Source organism: Flavobacterium sp. 9AF (assembly GCF_902506265.1).
GTDB lineage: Bacteria > Bacteroidota > Bacteroidia > Flavobacteriales > Flavobacteriaceae > Flavobacterium.
Window position 1 is genome coordinate 143,478 of the sequence record NZ_LR733556.1, and the last position, 18,002, is coordinate 161,479.

17 protein-coding genes are annotated in these 18,002 nt (G+C 31.1%); 12 read left to right on the plus strand and 5 right to left on the minus strand.

The window, feature by feature from the left end:
* Window positions 1–37 precede the first annotated feature (37 nt).
* The 7 genes from HALO113_RS00745 (at window position 38) to cmk (ending at window position 8,359) form a co-directional block, all read left to right on the plus strand.
* Window positions 38–856, plus strand: coding sequence for a M48 family metallopeptidase (locus HALO113_RS00745; protein ID WP_159777198.1), 819 nt, complete (start codon window positions 38–40; stop codon window positions 854–856).
* Window positions 857–917: 61 nt separating this feature from the next.
* Window positions 918–2,213 carry an MFS transporter gene (locus HALO113_RS00750; protein WP_159777199.1) on the plus strand — a complete coding sequence of 432 codons (1,296 nt, stop codon included), beginning with the start codon at window positions 918–920 and terminating at the stop codon, window positions 2,211–2,213.
* A 34-nt stretch (window positions 2,214–2,247) separates the two neighbouring features.
* A complete protein-coding gene (locus tag HALO113_RS00755; protein ID WP_159777200.1) occupies window positions 2,248–3,012 on the plus strand; it encodes a hypothetical protein in 765 nt (254 codons plus the stop codon).
* Window positions 3,013–3,204: 192 nt separating this feature from the next.
* Window positions 3,205–5,658: an endopeptidase La gene (lon, locus tag HALO113_RS00760; protein WP_159777201.1), complete on the plus strand. Its 2,454-nt coding sequence runs from the start codon at window positions 3,205–3,207 to the stop codon at window positions 5,656–5,658.
* A 121-nt stretch (window positions 5,659–5,779) separates the two neighbouring features.
* Window positions 5,780–6,619, plus strand: coding sequence for a hypothetical protein (locus tag HALO113_RS00765; protein WP_236554556.1), 840 nt, complete (start codon window positions 5,780–5,782; stop codon window positions 6,617–6,619).
* Between the two features lie 11 nt (window positions 6,620–6,630).
* Window positions 6,631–7,647: a type IX secretion system protein PorQ gene (gene porQ / locus HALO113_RS00770; protein ID WP_159777202.1), complete on the plus strand. Its 1,017-nt coding sequence runs from the start codon at window positions 6,631–6,633 to the stop codon at window positions 7,645–7,647.
* 16 nt (window positions 7,648–7,663) lie between these two features.
* Window positions 7,664–8,359 (plus strand): (d)CMP kinase, encoded by a 696-nt coding sequence (gene cmk, locus HALO113_RS00775; RefSeq protein WP_159777203.1) that lies wholly within the window; start codon window positions 7,664–7,666, stop codon window positions 8,357–8,359.
* On the opposite strand, the gene HALO113_RS00780 is transcribed toward cmk, so the two are convergent.
* On the minus strand, window positions 8,352–8,708 hold the full coding sequence (locus HALO113_RS00780; protein ID WP_159777204.1) for an iron chaperone: 357 nt from the start codon (window positions 8,706–8,708) through the stop codon (window positions 8,352–8,354). The two genes, cmk and HALO113_RS00780, sit on opposite strands and share 8 nt — an antisense overlap.
* Window positions 8,708–9,451: a hypothetical protein gene (locus HALO113_RS00785; RefSeq protein ID WP_159777205.1), complete on the minus strand. Its 744-nt coding sequence runs from the start codon at window positions 9,449–9,451 to the stop codon at window positions 8,708–8,710. The genes HALO113_RS00780 and HALO113_RS00785 overlap by 1 nt, the downstream gene beginning before the upstream one ends.
* 286 nt (window positions 9,452–9,737) lie before the next feature.
* Between HALO113_RS00785 and rpsA the strand changes: the two genes are divergently transcribed.
* From rpsA to HALO113_RS00810, 5 genes are all read left to right on the plus strand, one after another.
* A complete protein-coding gene (gene rpsA / locus HALO113_RS00790) occupies window positions 9,738–11,504 on the plus strand; it encodes a 30S ribosomal protein S1 (RefSeq protein WP_159777206.1) in 1,767 nt (588 codons plus the stop codon).
* A 220-nt stretch (window positions 11,505–11,724) separates the two neighbouring features.
* Complete coding sequence (locus HALO113_RS00795; RefSeq protein WP_159777207.1) at window positions 11,725–12,048, plus strand: helix-turn-helix transcriptional regulator; 324 nt, start codon at window positions 11,725–11,727, stop codon at window positions 12,046–12,048.
* 22 nt (window positions 12,049–12,070) lie between these two features.
* Window positions 12,071–12,544 (plus strand): DUF6428 family protein, encoded by a 474-nt coding sequence (locus HALO113_RS00800; protein WP_159777208.1) that lies wholly within the window; start codon window positions 12,071–12,073, stop codon window positions 12,542–12,544.
* A 159-nt stretch (window positions 12,545–12,703) separates the two neighbouring features.
* A complete protein-coding gene (locus tag HALO113_RS00805) occupies window positions 12,704–13,315 on the plus strand; it encodes a protein-tyrosine-phosphatase (RefSeq protein WP_159777209.1) in 612 nt (203 codons plus the stop codon).
* Window positions 13,316–13,719: 404 nt separating this feature from the next.
* The gene (locus HALO113_RS00810) at window positions 13,720–16,539 is read left to right on the plus strand and encodes a family 16 glycosylhydrolase (RefSeq protein ID WP_159777210.1); all 2,820 of its coding nucleotides are present in this window, start codon (window positions 13,720–13,722) and stop codon (window positions 16,537–16,539) included.
* An 80-nt stretch (window positions 16,540–16,619) separates the two neighbouring features.
* On the opposite strand, the gene HALO113_RS00815 is transcribed toward HALO113_RS00810, so the two are convergent.
* The 3 genes from HALO113_RS00815 to HALO113_RS00825 all read right to left on the minus strand — a co-directional run bounded on the left by HALO113_RS00815 (window position 16,620) and on the right by HALO113_RS00825 (window position 17,968).
* Complete coding sequence (locus HALO113_RS00815; protein ID WP_159777211.1) at window positions 16,620–16,880, minus strand: hypothetical protein; 261 nt, start codon at window positions 16,878–16,880, stop codon at window positions 16,620–16,622.
* Between the two features lie 61 nt (window positions 16,881–16,941).
* A complete protein-coding gene (locus HALO113_RS00820; RefSeq protein ID WP_159777212.1) occupies window positions 16,942–17,250 on the minus strand; it encodes a co-chaperone YbbN in 309 nt (102 codons plus the stop codon).
* Window positions 17,251–17,332: 82 nt separating this feature from the next.
* Window positions 17,333–17,968: a peroxiredoxin gene (locus tag HALO113_RS00825; protein WP_159777213.1), complete on the minus strand. Its 636-nt coding sequence runs from the start codon at window positions 17,966–17,968 to the stop codon at window positions 17,333–17,335.
* Window positions 17,969–18,002 lie beyond the last annotated feature (34 nt).

An 18,002-nucleotide genomic window follows, 5' to 3' on the forward strand; every position in this document is an offset into this window, starting at 1 on the left:
TTTTAAAAACAGTAACTTTGTTTAAAAACGAAGAAAAATGAGCTATAAATTAAAAATTATTTTAGGGTTAGTATTCGTACTAATCTTTTCCTGTGCTAAAAATCCTTTTACTGGCAAGAATACTTTGGCTTTAGTGCCTAACAGTCAAATTTTACCTATGGCATTTCAACAATACAATCAGTTTTTGTCTGAAAACAAAGTAATTACAGGGACTAAAGATGCAAAGAGAGTTGAAACTGTTGGAATGAAAATTAAGACAGCTGCTGAAAGATGGTTAAATGCAAATGGCTATTCTAATTATTTGGAAGGATATGCTTGGGAATATAAATTGGTTGATGATAAGGCAGTAAATGCATGGTGTATGCCTGGTGGTAAAATAGTTTTCTATACAGGTATTATGCCCATATGTAAAGATGATGCAGGTATGGCAACTGTAATGGGGCATGAAGTAGCTCATGCGTTGGCAAATCATGGACAGCAAAGAATGAGTGCAGGTTTATTACAGCAAGCTGGTGCTGCAGGAGTGGCAATAGCTACAGGAAATAAATCGGCTGAAGAACAACAGTTGTGGATGACTGCTTATGGAGCGGGAACTCAATTTGGAGGTATGTTACCATTTAGTAGAAGTCATGAAAGTGAGGCAGATAGAATAGGTTTAGTTTTGATGGCTATAGCTGGATATAATCCAGATACAGCTGTAGCTTTTTGGGAAAGAATGGCTGCGCAATCAGGAGGACAAGCTCCACCTGAATTTATGAGTACACATCCAAGTAATGAAACACGTATTAATCAAATTAAAGAATTGTTGCCTTTTGTAAAACAAGAAGCAGCAAAATTTGGTGTGACATTCAAATAAATTAAAAAAAAGAAGTATATTCAGTCCCGATTTAAATCGGGATTTTTTATTCAAATTAAATATGGAAAAATTACAAAAAGGCGAAAAAAGATTATTAAATGCTTGGGCGTTTTATGATTGGGCTAATTCAGTGTATTCTTTGGTTATTTCCTCAAGCATATTCCCTTTGTATTTTGGTGTTTTGTATTCAAAAGAAAACCCTACAATTTCGTTTTTAGGACACGATTTTAAAAGTACGGCTTTAATTAGTTATGTTACTGCGTTTGCCTTTTTAACCGTGGCAGTTTTGTCTCCTTTATTGTCAGGTATTGCAGATTTTGTAGGTAATAAAAAGAGATTTATGCAGTTTTTTTGTTATTTAGGTGCGTTGTCTTGTATAGGTCTTTACTGGTTTACTCCGGAAAATGTATATTGGGGAATTAGTTGTTTTTATTTTGGATTGATTGGCTTTTGGGGAAGTATTGTGTATTATAATTCTTATTTGCCTGATATTGCTTATGAAGAACAACAAGATGCTTTAAGTGCAAAAGGATATTCATTAGGGTATTTTGGTAGTGTAATTTTATTACTTGCTTGTTTGGGTTTGATATTAACTAGAGAGACAGATGAGGATTCTATAGTTGCTATGCGGTTGTCATTTATTTTAACTGGAATTTGGTGGTTACTTTTTAGTCAATATACATTTTATTATTTACCAAAAGGAAATAAAAGTAATAATAAAATGACTACTCATGTACTGTTTAATGGGTTTAAAGAACTATTGAAAGTACAAAAACAACTTTTTCATAATTTAGCATTAAAGCGCTATTTGATTGCCTTTTTTGTTTACAGTATGGCTGTACAAACGGTAATGCTTGTAGCTACCTATTTTGGTGAACAAGAAATCAATTGGTCAACTAATGATGAAAAAACACAAGGCTTAATTATAAGTATATTGATGATTCAGTTAGTAGCCATTTTGGGAGCTTTTTTAACATCAAGGTTGGCTTTTAAAATTGGTAATATAAAAGCTTTATTGCTTATAAACTGTATTTGGGCTGTTATATGTGTTTTTGCTTTTTTTGTAACTGAGCCTATTCATTTTTATGTAACAGCAGCTTTTGTAGGTTTAGTTATGGGAGGAATTCAATCGTTGTCTCGATCTACTTATTCAAAGTATTTGCCACTTACAGAAGATACTACTTCATATTTTAGTTTTTATGATGTAGCGGAAAAAATTGGGATTGTTATAGGTATGGGAATTTTTGCTACTATCGATCAAATTTCTGGATCTATGAGAAATGCAATTGTTTTTTTAACTGCTTTTTTTATAATAGGAATCTTTTTGTTAATTAGAGTGCCAAAAAAAATAAGTTAATGACTATTTTTGTGAACTCAATAAATTTTATATAATGAATAAAATAAACAATTTTTTTGTATTTATCGCTTTAGTATTAGCATTTGTGTCATGTAGTGAGGTTGAACCTTTAGATCCAGTACTAGCTAATCAAGTAAATTCTGGAAATAATAATGGTTCTGGGTCAGGATCAAATGGTGGAGGAAATACTGGAGGAACTTCATCTGGTGATTATTGGCCAGCAGCAATTAATAATGAATGGATTTATGATTCAAATGGATCGTCTTCTACTATGAAAATAATTGCAACAGAAACGATTAATGGACAATTGTATTATAAATTTGCGCCTCAAAATGGAAGTGGAGCTTCTTCTTCGGGTGTGGTTACGACGAGTATGACAAAAGCGTCTGGAGTTTATAAATTGAAAACGCATGATTTTACTATAGATGCAGGAGGAGGTCTTACGGGTACTCAAACGGGATTTGAATTTATAGTGTTAAAAGATAATATACCTGTAAATGGGACATGGACAGGTAGTTATACTCAAACTACAACTTATACTGGGATTCCTCCAATAACGCTTACTGTAAATTATGTAGCAACTATTTTAGCAAAAGGGGTTTCTGAAAGCATAGATAATGAAGTCTTTACTAATATAATAAAAGTAAAAATCGACCAAACGAGTAGTTTTCCTGGTGCACCTTCTACAACCATATCATCTGAATATTGGTTCGCTAAAGATGTTGGTATTATAAAATCAACGACTATTGGAGGCGGAGCTAATTCTTCAAGTTATCTTGTTGATTATACTTTGTTTTAATTGATTAGAAAAGTTAAAATCCTGAAAAAAAATTCAGGATTTTTTTTATGGCATAAATCTTGACTCTATTAATAGCTTGTAAAAAGCAATTTTTGTTATTATTGCTGATTTTCAATATTTTAATGTTAATTTTGTAAGGCAATAATAACTAATATTTTAAGTTATTAATGACAAAATGACCCTTTTATAGTTATGCCAAATCAAAAAATACTAACATTTGACAACTTGTCACTTCAGGAAATTAATTCAGATGCAGAATTAATACCTTTATTAACTCCTGAAGATGAGGAAGAAATGAATAACGAACAGTTGCCAAATGATTTACCTATTCTTTCTTTAAGAAATACTGTTTTATTTCCTGGGGTTGTTATTCCTATAACGGCTGGTAGAGATAAGTCGATAAAATTAATTAATGATGCTAATGCTGGTGGAAAAGTCATTGGTGTAGTAGCTCAAATTGACGAGGATGTGGAAGAACCTACGCCAAATGATGTGTATCATATTGGTACTGTAGCTCGAATTATTAGAGTTTTAAAAATGCCTGATGGGAATACTACTGTAATTCTGCAGGGTAAAAAACGTTTTGAAATAGATACTTTCACTCAAGAAGAACCTTATTTAAAAGCAACTATAAAAGAAGTAAACGAAGAACGACCTTCCGCTGATGATGTTGAATTTAATACTATTGTAGATTCAATAAAAGATTTAGCTATTCAAATAATAAAAGAAAGTCCGAATATTCCTACCGAAGCAACATTTGCGATCAAAAATATTGAAAGTAATCCATTTTTAATCAATTTTGTTTCTTCAAATATGAACTTGTCTGTTCCAGAAAAACAAAATTTATTATCTATACATAATTTAAAAGAGAGAGCTTTAGAAACACTTCGTTTTATGAATTTAGAGTTGCAAAAACTCGAGTTGAAAAATGATATTCAGTCTAAAGTGCGTTTTGATTTAGACCAACAACAAAGGGAGTATTTCTTGCATCAGCAAATGAAAACGATTCAGGAAGAATTGGGTGGTGTTTCTTATGAAGCAGAAATTGAAGAAATGAGAGCTAAGGCTAAAGCGAAAAAATGGGACGAGAAAGTAGCGACACATTTCGAAAAAGAAGTTTCAAAATTACAACGATCTAATCCTAATTCGCCTGATTTTGGTATCCAACGCAATTATTTAGAATTGTTTTTAGATTTACCTTGGAATGAATATTCTAAAGATAATTTTGATTTAAAAAGAGCTCAAAAAATATTAGATAGAGATCATTTTGGACTAGACGATGTGAAAAAGCGTATTATTGAACATTTAGCAGTTTTAAAATTACGTAATGATATGAAATCGCCTATTTTATGTCTTTTTGGTCCTCCGGGTGTAGGGAAAACATCAATTGGAAAATCAATTGCTGAAGCATTAGGAAGAGAATATGTACGCGTTTCCTTAGGTGGAATGAGAGATGAAGCGGAAATACGTGGACATAGAAAGACATATATAGGAGCAATGCCAGGGCGTATTATTCAAAGTATTAAGAAAGCCAAAACATCAAATCCTGTTTTTGTTTTAGATGAAATTGATAAATTATCAAGTAGTTTTAATGGTGATCCGTCTTCGGCTTTATTAGAAGTTTTAGATCCAGAACAAAATGGAGAATTTCATGATAATTTCTTAGAAATAGGATATGACTTGTCTAAGGTGATGTTTATTGCTACTTCAAATAATATGGCAACTATTCAACCTGCTTTGAAAGATAGAATGGAAGTAATAAATATGTCTGGATATACTATAGAAGAAAAAGTAGAAATTGCAAAAAGACATTTATTGCCAAAACAATTAAAAGAACATGGTTTAAGTGAAAATGATTTACAGATAGGGAAAAAACAACTTGAAAAAATTGTGGTTGGTTACACTAGAGAATCAGGTGTGCGTGGTTTAGAAAAGAAAATTGCACAGGTTGTTCGTCATGCAGCAAAATCTATCGCAATGGAAGAGGAATATAATAAAACAGTAACTGATGAAGATATTCTTACTGTTTTAAAGGCGCCTCGTTTAGAGCGCGATAAATATGAAAACAATGATACAGCGGGTGTGGTTACAGGATTAGCATGGACTTCTGTTGGGGGTGATATTTTATTTATCGAATCCACTATCTCTAAAGGTAAAGGAGCGATGACTATGACCGGGAATTTAGGTACAGTAATGAAAGAATCGGTTACTATTGCTTTAGAATATATTAAATCGAATAGTGATTTATTAGGAATTTCAAGCGAAGTGCTTAATAATAACAACATTCACATTCACGTGCCAGAAGGAGCTACACCTAAAGACGGACCAAGTGCAGGTATTGCTATGTTGACTTCTATGGTGTCAACATATACACAAAAGAAAGTCAAGAAAAGTTTAGCCATGACGGGAGAAATTACTTTGAGAGGTAAAGTATTGCCCGTAGGAGGAATTAAAGAAAAGATATTAGCTGCCAAAAGGGCAAATATTAAAGAAATTATCCTATGTCATGAAAACAAAAGAGATATTGATGAAATTAAACCTGAATATTTAAAAGGACTTACTTTTCATTATGTAGATAGAATGAGTGAAGTGATTGCAATAGCTATTACAGATCAAAAAGTAAAACATGCTAAGAAATTAGAGTAATTCTTAGTGTTAATTATTTTATTTGCCTAAATATGTTAAATATTTAGGCATTTTTATTTAATCTATTTGTAATATATAATTTTAAAATCAAACCAGCGTTATCAATTTAAATCAAATATCTATGTTTTATTTTTATGCTGCTATTTATTCTTTTGTATATAGTTTTATTATTGCTAAAGAGAAAAGTGAAGTTCAGGTTAAGGAAAATAATGAAATTTCAATAGAGAGAAATATAGTCGAGAATGACATTGATAATAATTCCACAAAAGTTATTCATATTTTAGTAGCTTTGTGCGATAATAAATATCAAGGTATTGTACCTGTTCCTAAAAATATTGGAAATGGTCAAGATCCTAAAAACAATTTGTATTGGGGATGCGGTTACGGTGTTAAAACATTTTTTAAAAAGAGTTTAAATTGGAAACTCCTTCAAACCAAAGTCATAGATAGTGTGAAAATGGAGCGATTGGTTTTTAGACATGTGAGTCAAAATGCATATTTGATTGCAGATGCTTATAATGGAAAATTTATCAAACAATGTACATTAGATTTCTTAAAAAGCTGCTCAGGTCAATTAAAAGAGTCAATAACTGTTGATGATAAGAGTATTGGAATAAATGGGAATTCTAATTTGATAGGGTATATTGGTCATGATGGTTTAATGGATTTTAGTCTTAATGAAGAAATTAAAAATATAGACAAAAATAAAAGAGATTGTATTATATTAGCATGCTATAGTAAAAGTTTTTTTTCTCCGTTTATAGACAAAGCGAATGCAAATCCATTGGTTTGGACAACTGGTCTGATGGCTCCAGAAGCATACACCATTCACGATGCAATTAGTAAATATTGTAATGGAGAGAATGAGAATGCTATTGTTAGTGCGGCTGCTAAAGCCTATTCAAAATATCAAAAATGTAGCGAAAAATCAGCTAGAAAATTATTGGTTTCTGGTTGGTAATTAAGATAAAAATGAAATTAAAATTACAGTTGTTTTTTGTTTTTTCAATTACTCTTTGTCATGCGCAAATAGGAGGTAAATATGTCTATCAATTTCTAAATTTAGCACAGTCACCTCGACAAGCGGCTTTGGGAGGTAAAACGGTTACAGTGGTGGATTATGATGTGAATCAGGCCTTTTATAACCCAGCTACTATTAATCAAAAAATGAATAATCGACTATCAGTCAATTATGGTAGTTATTATGGAGAGGTGTCTTATGGAACGGCTGCCTATGCATATACTTGGGATCAACATGTGCAAACGTTTCATGCGGGAATTAACTACATTAATTATGGTACTTTTGAAGGTAGAGACGAGTTAGGAAATATCACTTCTGATTTTACAGGTAGTGAAGCCGCTTTGTCTTTGGGGTATGCTTACAATATACCATGGACAACAATGTATCTGGGAACAAATGTGAAGCTAATTTCTTCAACTTTAGAATCGTATAACTCCTGGGGGATTGCAACCGATTTGGGTTTTTTGTATGTGGATGAAAAAAATGATATTAATTATGGGCTGGCAGTTCGTAATTTGGGTTATCAAATAACTCCTTATGATGCTACAAGAGAGAAATTACCATTATCTATAGATGCTGGAATTTCACAATTATTAGAGAATGTGCCTATTCGTTGGCATTTAACATTGGAAAACTTACAGCAATGGAATATTGCATTTTCTAATCCAAATAGAGCGCAAAACACCTTAGATGGTGAAGTAATAGATGAAAAAGTATCCTTTTTTAATAATGCCTTACGACATGTCATTTTAGGAGCAGAATTATTTCCAGAAAAAGGATTTAATGTTCGATTAGGATATAATTTTAGAAGAGGACAAGAATTGAAAATTTTAGACCAACGTAGTTTTGCTGGAATATCTGCAGGTTTTGGTTTGCGATTTGGTAAAATAAAATTTGATTACTCCTATTCGCGATACACTTTAGCAGCGAGTACTAGTATGTTTGGTTTAATGATTAACTTAGAATAAATAAAAATTGTAAATTTTGAAGAAGATTACAATAGCAATAGATGGTTTTTCGTCAACTGGGAAAAGTACTTTGGCGAAACAATTAGCGAAACAATTAGGATATGTTTATGTAGATACTGGTGCAATGTATCGAGCGGTTACTTATTATGCGATGCAAAATGGTTATGTGTCTGAAAGTTTTTTAGATAAAGAGGGTTTGATTTTAAAATTATCAGCCATTCAATTGCAATTTCAATTTAATCCAATTTTAGGTTTTGGAGAAATGTATTTAAATGGCGAAAATGTTGAACAAGCTATACGTACAATAGAAGTATCAAGAAACGTAAGTAAAATAGCGGAAATTTCTGAAGTTAGAGCAAAACTAGTAGAGCAACAACAAGCAATGGGAAGAGATAAGGCAATTGTAATGGATGGTAGAGATATAGGTACAGTTGTTTTTCCTGATGCTGAATTGAAATTATTTATGAATGCTTCTGCTTCAACTAGGGCGCAAAGAAGATATGACGAATTAATAGAAAAAGGTCAAAATGTTACTTATGAAGAAGTGCTTCAGAATGTAGAACAAAGAGATTATATTGATACCCATAGAGATGATTCTCCTTTGGTAAAAGCTAATGATGCTATTGAAATTGATAATTCTTTTATGACTAAAAAGGAACAGTTTGATTTGGTTATGCAATTGGTAAAAGAGAAAAATGGAGTAATTACTTAGATTCGTTTTCTTTTACTCTAAATTGCACCATTCTTTTTATAAGATCGTAAGGTATGGATTGGTTGATGGGAAATTGTACTGATCCTTTTCCTTGTTTGTAATGAGAAAGTTCTTTTTCAAATGCTTCATGTCCAGATGGAGTTGCGTAGAAGCCGATATGTTTTGGATATGCAGCAAAATAAACTAATGGTTTTTTGTTTAATTTGTAAGCAGGCATTCCATAAGATATGCTTTCAATACAATTAGGTGCGTTTTCAAGGATGATTTTTCTAATTTTTTCTAATTCATGTTGTATTTCATGGGGAAAGACTTGAATGTATTCTTCAACAGATAAAAAGTTATTTTTCATTATTCAAATAGAATTAATTCGTCGTTAGGTAAATCATATTCATAGATTGTATTGTTCTCTATATCTATGAATAACCATTGAAATGTGGCTAAGTGATCTTCTAAATCATTAGATAATCCAATCATGAGGTAATTTTTGTTATCTCTAACGCTGTTTTCAATTGAAAAAATAATTGAATTGTTTTTATTGTCAATTGTCGTAAGCACAAGCTCTTTTTTTGAGTTAGCTAAATAATATTCAACGCTAGAGTAAATAAAATTTAAGTAAGTTTCTGAAAAATCATTTTCTTCCGTAAGAAAGTATTTTAAAGGTGGACGATTTGAATTTTTATATAAAGTTAATTTTCCTTCTTTAATTCTTCTCACTTCTATTAGCCAATCTGAATAATCTAATGTTTCTCCATCGCCAGCTATGTATATGGTGTCTAATTTAGTTTTGATCTCTAAAATGTCACCTCTATTGAAATTGTTTTTCTTATTTTGAAACAAATCATAAATAACACTTTCTTCTTTACTGTTTTTTTTGAAAATTAATTGAGAATAGTCAAAATCAAAATTTAGGGAAACAAATGTAACAGTGTCAGTTTTGATCTTGTTTAAATTAGCAATGGTTTTATTGTTTTCTAGTTTTTTTGTTTGAGTTGCATCAATAGTGAGCTCCTTTTTTTGATTTGTATCGTTTGTTTCTTTTGTGTGGCAACTGATAATGCTTAGTAATAGTAAAAATAAAATGCTGTTTTTCATTTGTTTCTGAGTTTTTTATTCCAAATTCTTTGAATTAAAAGTATAATTTTATTTATAAAAACTAAAAAATATTTTAATGCCTTTTTGAATAAACTAAATCGTTACTCTGTATTTCTTTTTTATTAATGTAAATGTTTGTTAATTAATAAATTATTTGTAATTTTGCGCACCTTTTGACAGAGATGGATTTTCATTAGGAATCAATAATTTAAATAAACAACTGTTGTCGTTTTAGTCTGTTTTTAAAAATCCATATAAGCGTAACATACAAATTTTAAATCAGCATATGTCTGAAATTAACAAAACACAAGAAGAGTTTTTAGCAAATTTTAACTGGCACAACTACCAAGAAGGTATTGATGTAGTAGATGAAAAAAACTTACAAGAATTTGAAGATTTAGTATCTAAAACTTTTATCGATACTAAAGCTGAGGAAGTAGTAGTAGGAACTGTAGTTAGAATTACTGATAGAGACGCTATCGTTGATATCAATGCTAAATCTGAAGGTGTTATCTCTTTAAACGAATTTCGTTACAATCCTAACTTAAAAGTTGGTGACAAAGTAGAAGTACTTATTGATATTCGTGAGGATAAAACAGGTCAATTAGTATTGTCTCACAGAAAAGCAAGAACTATTAAAGCTTGGGATAGAGTTATTGCTGCTCATGAGTCTGGAGAAATCGTGAATGGTTTCGTAAAATGCAGAACTAAAGGGGGTATGATTGTAGATGTTTTTGGAATTGAAGCATTCTTACCAGGTTCTCAAATTGATGTAAAACCAATCCGTGATTACGATCAGTATGTAAACAAAACTATGGAATTCAAAGTAGTGAAAATCAATCATGAATTCAAAAACGTAGTTGTTTCTCACAAAGCGCTTATCGAGGCAGATATCGAAGAGCAAAAGAAAGAAATTATTGGTCAATTAGAAAAAGGACAAGTTTTAGAAGGTGTGGTTAAAAACATTACTTCTTACGGTGTGTTCATTGACTTAGGTGGTGTAGATGGATTAATCCATATTACAGACTTATCTTGGTCTAGAATCAATCACCCAAGCGAAGTTCTTGAGTTAGATCAAAAATTAAACGTTGTAATCCTTGATTTCGATGACGAAAAAACAAGAATTCAATTAGGTTTAAAACAATTAAACGCGCACCCTTGGGATGCTTTAAGTGCTGACTTAAATGTGGGTGATAAAGTTAAAGGTAAAGTTGTTGTTTTAGCAGATTACGGTGCTTTCATTGAAGTAGCTGAAGGTGTTGAAGGTTTAATCCACGTTTCTGAAATGTCTTGGTCAACTCACTTAAGAAGTGCACAAGATTTCATGAAAATTGGTGATGAAGTAGAAGCAGTTATCTTAACTTTAGATAGAGAAGAAAGAAAAATGTCTTTAGGTATCAAACAAATGACGCAAGATCCATGGACTGACATCACGGCTAAATACCCAGTAGGTTCTAAACATACAGGTATCGTTAGAAACTTCACAAACTTTGGTATTTTCGTAGAATTAGAAGAAGGAATCGATGGTTTAGTGTATATCTCTGATTTATCTTGGACTAAGAAAATTAAGCACCCATCTGAATTTGTAAACGTAGGTGACAAAATGGAAGTGGTTGTTTTAGAGTTAGATGTTGAAGGACGTAAATTATCTTTAGGTCACAAACAAACTACTGAAAACCCATGGGATAAACATGAAGATGCTTACGCTGTAGGTACTATTCATAATGGAACTATCGGAGAAATTGTTGACAAAGGTGCAACTGTAGATTTTGGTGATGATGTAGTGGCTTTCATTCCAACACGTCATTTAGAGAAAGAAGATGGTAAAAAATTGAAAAAAGGAGATACTGCTGACTTTAAAGTAATTGAATTCAATAAAGAATTCAAAAGAGTTGTAGCTTCTCATACAGCTATCTTCCGTGAAGAAGAAGAAAAAGCGGCTAAAGCTGTTGAAACTAATGTTTCTTCGTCAAATAATGTTGAAAAATCAACTTTAGGTGATATTGATGCATTAGCAGAATTAAAAGCTAAAATGGAAAAAGGAGAAAAATAATCCTGAATTTCTAATAGAAAATGAAGCTCAAACGAAAGTTTGGGCTTTTTTTTTTGTTTATTTTATTATTATATCGTAATATTGCAATATAGTAATTGATAATAATTGTAGAAACGTCAATTCGAGTGATTTTACAAAGTAAAAAATGCTAATTTTTACTTTATAAATTTGTATCGAGAATCGTTTTTAAATTATTCCAAGCAAGTAAATTTAAATATTCATGGGAGTTTCTAAATCAGAATTTTTTACCGAGCACCAAAATCAATTGGCAACACTTTTTAAAGCCATGTCGCATCCTGCAAGAATCGCAATAATTCAATATTTGTTAAGTGTTGATTCATGTATATGTGGAGATATTGTTAGTGAATTGCCTTTGGCTCAGCCGACAGTTTCTCAACATCTTAAAGAATTGAAGAATGTAAATATTATAAAAGGAACCATTGAAGGAACTGCTATATGTTATTGTTTAAATCCTGATACTATAAAAATTATTGAAGAATATTTTAAAGGACTCACAAATCAGTTGCAAAATAAATGTTGTTAAATCGAATTAAAACAATACTATTATGAAATTATCAGAAATAAAAAACGCTTTAAAAAACTTGTCAGAAATTGCTTTTCAATTACCCAATGGAGAATTAGTACCTTCTCATTTTCATGTTACAGAGGTGGGGAAAATTTCGAAGCATTTTATCGATTGTGGTGGAACGGTTCGAAAAGAAGATGTAGTTAACTTTCAATTATGGGAAGCGAATGATTACGATCATCGTTTGCATCCTGAAAAGCTAATTCATATCATAGAATTGTCGGAAAATAGTATTGGTATTGAAGATTTAGAAATAGAAGTGGAATATCAAATGCCAGATACTATTGGTAAATTTAATTTGGATTTTGACGGAAAAAATTTCTTGTTAACCTCAAAATTGACAACTTGTTTGGCAAGTGATTCCTGTGGTATTCCAAAAGAAAAAACGAAAGTAAAAATAGGAGAATGGAAAGCAAAAGAAAATGCTTGTACTCCAGGTTCAGGTTGTTGTTAATTTTAATAAGCTAATCCAGCCATTCAAACTATCTTTTTGGTCTCAAGCTATTTTTAGCATTTTTATATTAGCTTCTATTGTCGCTATATAAAAATGAATGCATAACGCTTTCGTCTGCAAAAGGATAGTTTATACTGTCTGGGCTAAATTTAATATATAATGTATAATATACTAAAAGAAACTATAGAGCAGTTAAATAATCAAATTATTACTGAGGAAAGAAAAATAGTCTTACAGCCACTTATAGATAGTATTCAAGAAAAAATCAATTTAAAGGAAACTGTTAATCTTAATTTTATTTGTACACATAATTCGAGACGTAGTCATTTTTCTCAAATTTGGGCGCAAACTTTAGCTTATTATTTCAAAGTGCCCAATGTTAATAGTTATTCAGGAGGTACAGAAGCCACTTCTGTATTTCCCAAAGTTATAGAGATTCTAAGTATTCAAGGATTTTCTGTTTCGAAATTAAACGAAGGGGATAATCCAGTTTACGCAATAAAATATAGTTCAAACGGTTTGCCTATTATTGGTTTTTCAAAAAAATATGATAATATATTTAATCCTGATACTTGTTTCTTTGCAATTATGACTTGTTCATCTGCCGATGAAGGTTGTCCATTGGTGAAAGGTGCGGAAAAAAGATTTTCAATTCAATACGATGATCCAAAGGAATTTGATAATACAAATATTATGGATAATAAATACAAGTTAAAAAGTATTGAAATAGCTACAGAAATGTATTATGTTTTTTCAAATCTAAAAGTATAAAACAACCTTTTTAGATTCATCTTACTTGTTTAATGATCTTTAATTATAAAATGTAGAATTTAATTTCATAATTAAAGGTCTTTCTATTGTTTTTTTTCCTCAACATTAACTATACAAAATTCTTTTATATTTTTTTCGACTTATTAAAAAGTGTATAGAAACCATTAAAAAACACTTTAAACTGTTCTAAAAATCCGATAAAAATCACTTTTTTAAACTTTTAGATTCTTTCTGATAGCTTTTTTGTTTTGTATATTTTTTGTAATCCCTAAATTATATATAAGTTGTTTTTTTAACATTATTTTTGGAATATCGTAAAAAAACAAACCTATTTTTTAGGTTTTGTTATTTTGAGTTACAAAATTGTTTTGAAATGAAAACCTAACAAACAAACTCTATATATTATGAAAAAAAATAATTGTAATTATTTTAAAGAACAAAAACTAAGGGGATTTAATGTAGTAAAGAGAATACAAAAAATAACTTTATTGTTTTCTCTCTTTTTTGTACATTTTACTTTTTCTCAAATAGGACCAGTAATCTGGGAAGATAATTTTAATACTTTCAATACGCAACAATGGTCTAAAGACATAGGAGATGGTTGTAATATTGGTTTATGTGGCTGGGGAAATCAAGAATTACAATCCTACGAATCTAATAATGTTTATATTGCTGATATTCCTGGAGAAGCTGGAAATAAAGCTTTAGTTTTAGAAGCTAAAAATCAAGTTTCTGGATCAAGAGTGTTTACATCAGGAAAAGTTAACAGCGATAATAAAGTAGCTATTCATTATGGAATGGTTGAAGTGCGTGTTCGTGTTCCTAACTTAAATCAAGGTTTATGGCCTGCCGTTTGGATGTTGGGCACTGCTAATTTACCATGGCCTGCAAAAGGAGAAATCGATATGATGGAAATGGGTTTTAGTCAAGCAGCTAGAAATCAGCAAGGGGCTACAAATTCAACCGTTAATAATTATATAGGAGCAAATACATTTTTTCCTGTTCCTGGAGGAGGCGTTGGGAATATTGCATCTGATGTTGATTATAATAAACCTTATGTGGCTGCAACTCCTTTAAATGATCGTTTTGTAAAATACAGAATTTATTGGGAACCCACGCAAATTCGTTTTACTGTGGTAGATGGTAATAATGAATTCGATTTGTATGAAAATCCTTTTCCTATAGATGCTAATAATTCTGTAACTGCACCATTTACTCGTCCATTTTACATGTTGTTGAATTTGGCTGTAGGAGGTTCATTACCTGGGGTTACTGCAAATAATGGAGTGACTGCTCCTTTACCTGGAAAAATGTATGTAGATTATGTGCGCGTTTATAAATGGAATGGTTATGGAAGTGTAGAATTGTCTAATGGCACTATTCCTGCAGAAAGCGGAACATTTGGTGTTTTTACAGATACGACTCCTTCAACTAAAAAATTAGCATTTGGCACAGATTCAGAGTTTTATATCTTCGGTGAAACATTGGTTAGAAATAATTCAATAGCGCCTTATGAAGGAACAAATGTTTTGTCATTTACAAATGATAGCTCTAAAGGTTGGTTTGGAGCTGGTATTACAACACTTTTTGGTAAAAATATGTCAAATTATACACAAAATGGTTCGTTGAAATTTAAAATAAAAATTCCTGCTAATGTTTCGTTTTTCATTGGTGTAAATGATAATTTTACCAATGCTGCTGAAGTAAAATTTCCTGCGGGTCAAACTAAATATGGCTTAGTTCGTAATGGAGAATGGGGTCAAGTAACCATTCCTGTAAGTGATTTAGGTGGTTTGGTTGCTTTTCAAGATATGTCTTATATGTTTAGAATAGGAAATGATGGTGCAATTCCTGCATCTAATTTTCAATTTGCAATTGACGATATTATTTGGGTAGATGGAAACACAAATGTTTGTCAGCCTATAGCAATAGTTCCTTATTTAAATGTAAATTCTCAAGGATGGAATTCTGTTGCAACAGCGTCATTAACTGCAGGTGGTTCTGTGGCTTTTGGGCCTCAGCCTACATCAGGTGGTAGCTGGTCTTGGTCGGGGCCAAATAATTTTTCAGCTACTTCTAGGGAGATAACTTTATCAAATATTCAAACAAATCAAGCTGGAAATTATCTGGCTACTTATACTAATGCTTGTGGTGCAACTTCAACTCAAATCTTTAGTTTGACAGTAAATCCAATTGCTACTTTCGTGCCAGACCCTAATAAGACATACTATATTGCCAATCCTTTTCACAACAAAAGAATAGGTGCTAATGGATCAGAAGACCCTTTTAGTACTGCAATTACTACTACTGGAGCTACGGTAGAATGGAAGTTTACAGCAGCACCAAATAATAGCTATTATATAGATTGTGTTGGAGGTCAAGGTAATCCTAGATTGCGATCAGATAATACTGATTTTACAGACATGCAACCTAGTAGTTATGCGGGTACTTGGGAACGTTGGCAAATTACACCAGCAGGAAATGGTAAATTTTATTTGACAACCTTGGAAAGTAATTTAAGAAGGCTGCAATTAAATAGTGCTGGTATTCTAAAACAAGTTGGTACCGATTCACAAGATACTTGGGAGCAATTTACTTTTACTGAAGTAACACAAACTCCACCACCAGTTAATTCGTGTACACGTGTAGCTTCAAATGGCGATTTTAATGTAGTAATTACAAACGATGCTAGTGGTTCTTATTTGACTTTTGTACCAAATAAAACAGGAGTAGGAAACACTACATTAATATTGTATTATAATACCGTTTTAAATGCAACTTATCCAGGTTATTTGGCTCAAGCGAATGTTCCATATAAAATTAATGCTACAGCTGGACAAACGGTTTATTTTTATTATACTTATAACTTGTCGACAGGTGGAGAAAATAATACGGCTAACAGTAAGATGAATTTTATAATGGGAAGTTGTAATGGTGTTACAAGTCGCGGGATTGAAAATACATTTGATAATAAAATAAATACTGATAATTTATTTGCAATATATCCAAATCCGGTAGATGAAAATGTAGTATTTAAAATCGAATCTCAAGATATGTTTGATACTTTACAGATTGTAAATAGTAAAGGACAAGTTTTGTTTGAAAAGAAATTTGAAGGTAGTAACGAAATACAATTTAATGCTTCACAATTAACTTCTGGAATTTATTGGGTACAAATATCGGGTAAATATGGAGTAAAAGTGAATAAGATGGTAAAAAAGTAAGTAAATAATAAGTTAGTTTTAGAATTTTAGTATTAAAAACAGTGTCAGAATGGAAATTTTATTTTCTGACGCTGTTTTTTTTATTCTTTATCAATTGAGCCTAAAACACGTTGCATAAATTCGTTAAGAGCTGCTTTTTTATCTTTGCCTTGTTGGATAGATTTGTGAACCTCAAGAGCGCCATACATATTGGATATTAATTCGCCAATCACATCTAGCTCTTCATCTTTTAAAGAAGAAACCTCAGTTAGATTTTCAAGAACTTCAATGGTTTCTACTAAATAATCGGCATCATTTTCTTCGATAAACTGAGTAAGTTGTTTAATAACGGGTAATTTCATATGTTTTAATTTTGAGTGGATTCGTTTAAAAAAAATATTTTTTCAAAAGTTTACCAGCTCGTTAAATTACTTCGTTAACTAATTCTGTTAAAACCTCTGCTTTATTGGTTTGTGTTTGGTTCACCAAAGCGCCATTTTTAAAAGTAGCAAAAGTAGGTAAGTTGTCTACTTTAGCTAGCTTTCTTGATTCTGGAAATTTTTCAGCATCAACAACTAAAAAAGGTATGGCTTCATTTTCAGAGGCTAGTTTTTTAAATTTAGGCTTCATGATTCTACAATTTCCGCACCATGATGCAGAATATTGAACGACTACTGTGTCATTTGAATTAATGATTTCTGCTAAATTATCTTGTTCTATTTCTGTAAACATTTTAATTCAATTTTAATAATCTCATCAAATTCAATAGCAATGTTTTAAATTGCTATTGAAAATGATAAGATAAATTTTGATTTTAGTTTTGACTTAAATAAGCGGCTGTACTTAAACGATCTGCATTCATTGCTTCTTTCCCTTCTTCCCAGTTTGCAGGACATACTTCACCTTTAGTTTGAACGTGAGTGTACGCATCAATTAAACGTAAATATTCATTTACGTTTCTTCCTAATGGCATATCATTTACACTTTCATGGAAAATTTTACCTGTTTCATCTATTAAATAAGTAGCTCTAAAAGTAACATTTGAACCTTCTAAAATTTCTTCGTCTAAATTTTCATCATAAACCCATTCTGCATCTAAAATATCTAATGCAGCAGATAAATTTCTAGTTGTATCTGCTAAAAGAGTATAGGTAACACCTTCAATTCCACCATTATTTTTTGGAGTGTTTAACCAAGCAAAATGAACTTCATTAGTATCGCAAGAAGCACCAATTACAATAGTGTTTCTTTTTTCAAACTCTCCTAAAGCTGCTTGAAAAGCGTGTAATTCTGTTGGACATACAAAAGTAAAATCTTTTGGATACCAAAATAATAAGACTTTTTTGTTGTTTTTTGTAGCTTCTTCTAATACATTGATTCTTAAATTATCACCCATTTCTGAGATAGCATCAACTGTAATGTTTGGGAATTTTTTTCCTACTAATGACATAATTAAATAAAATTTAAAAGTTATTTTAATAATG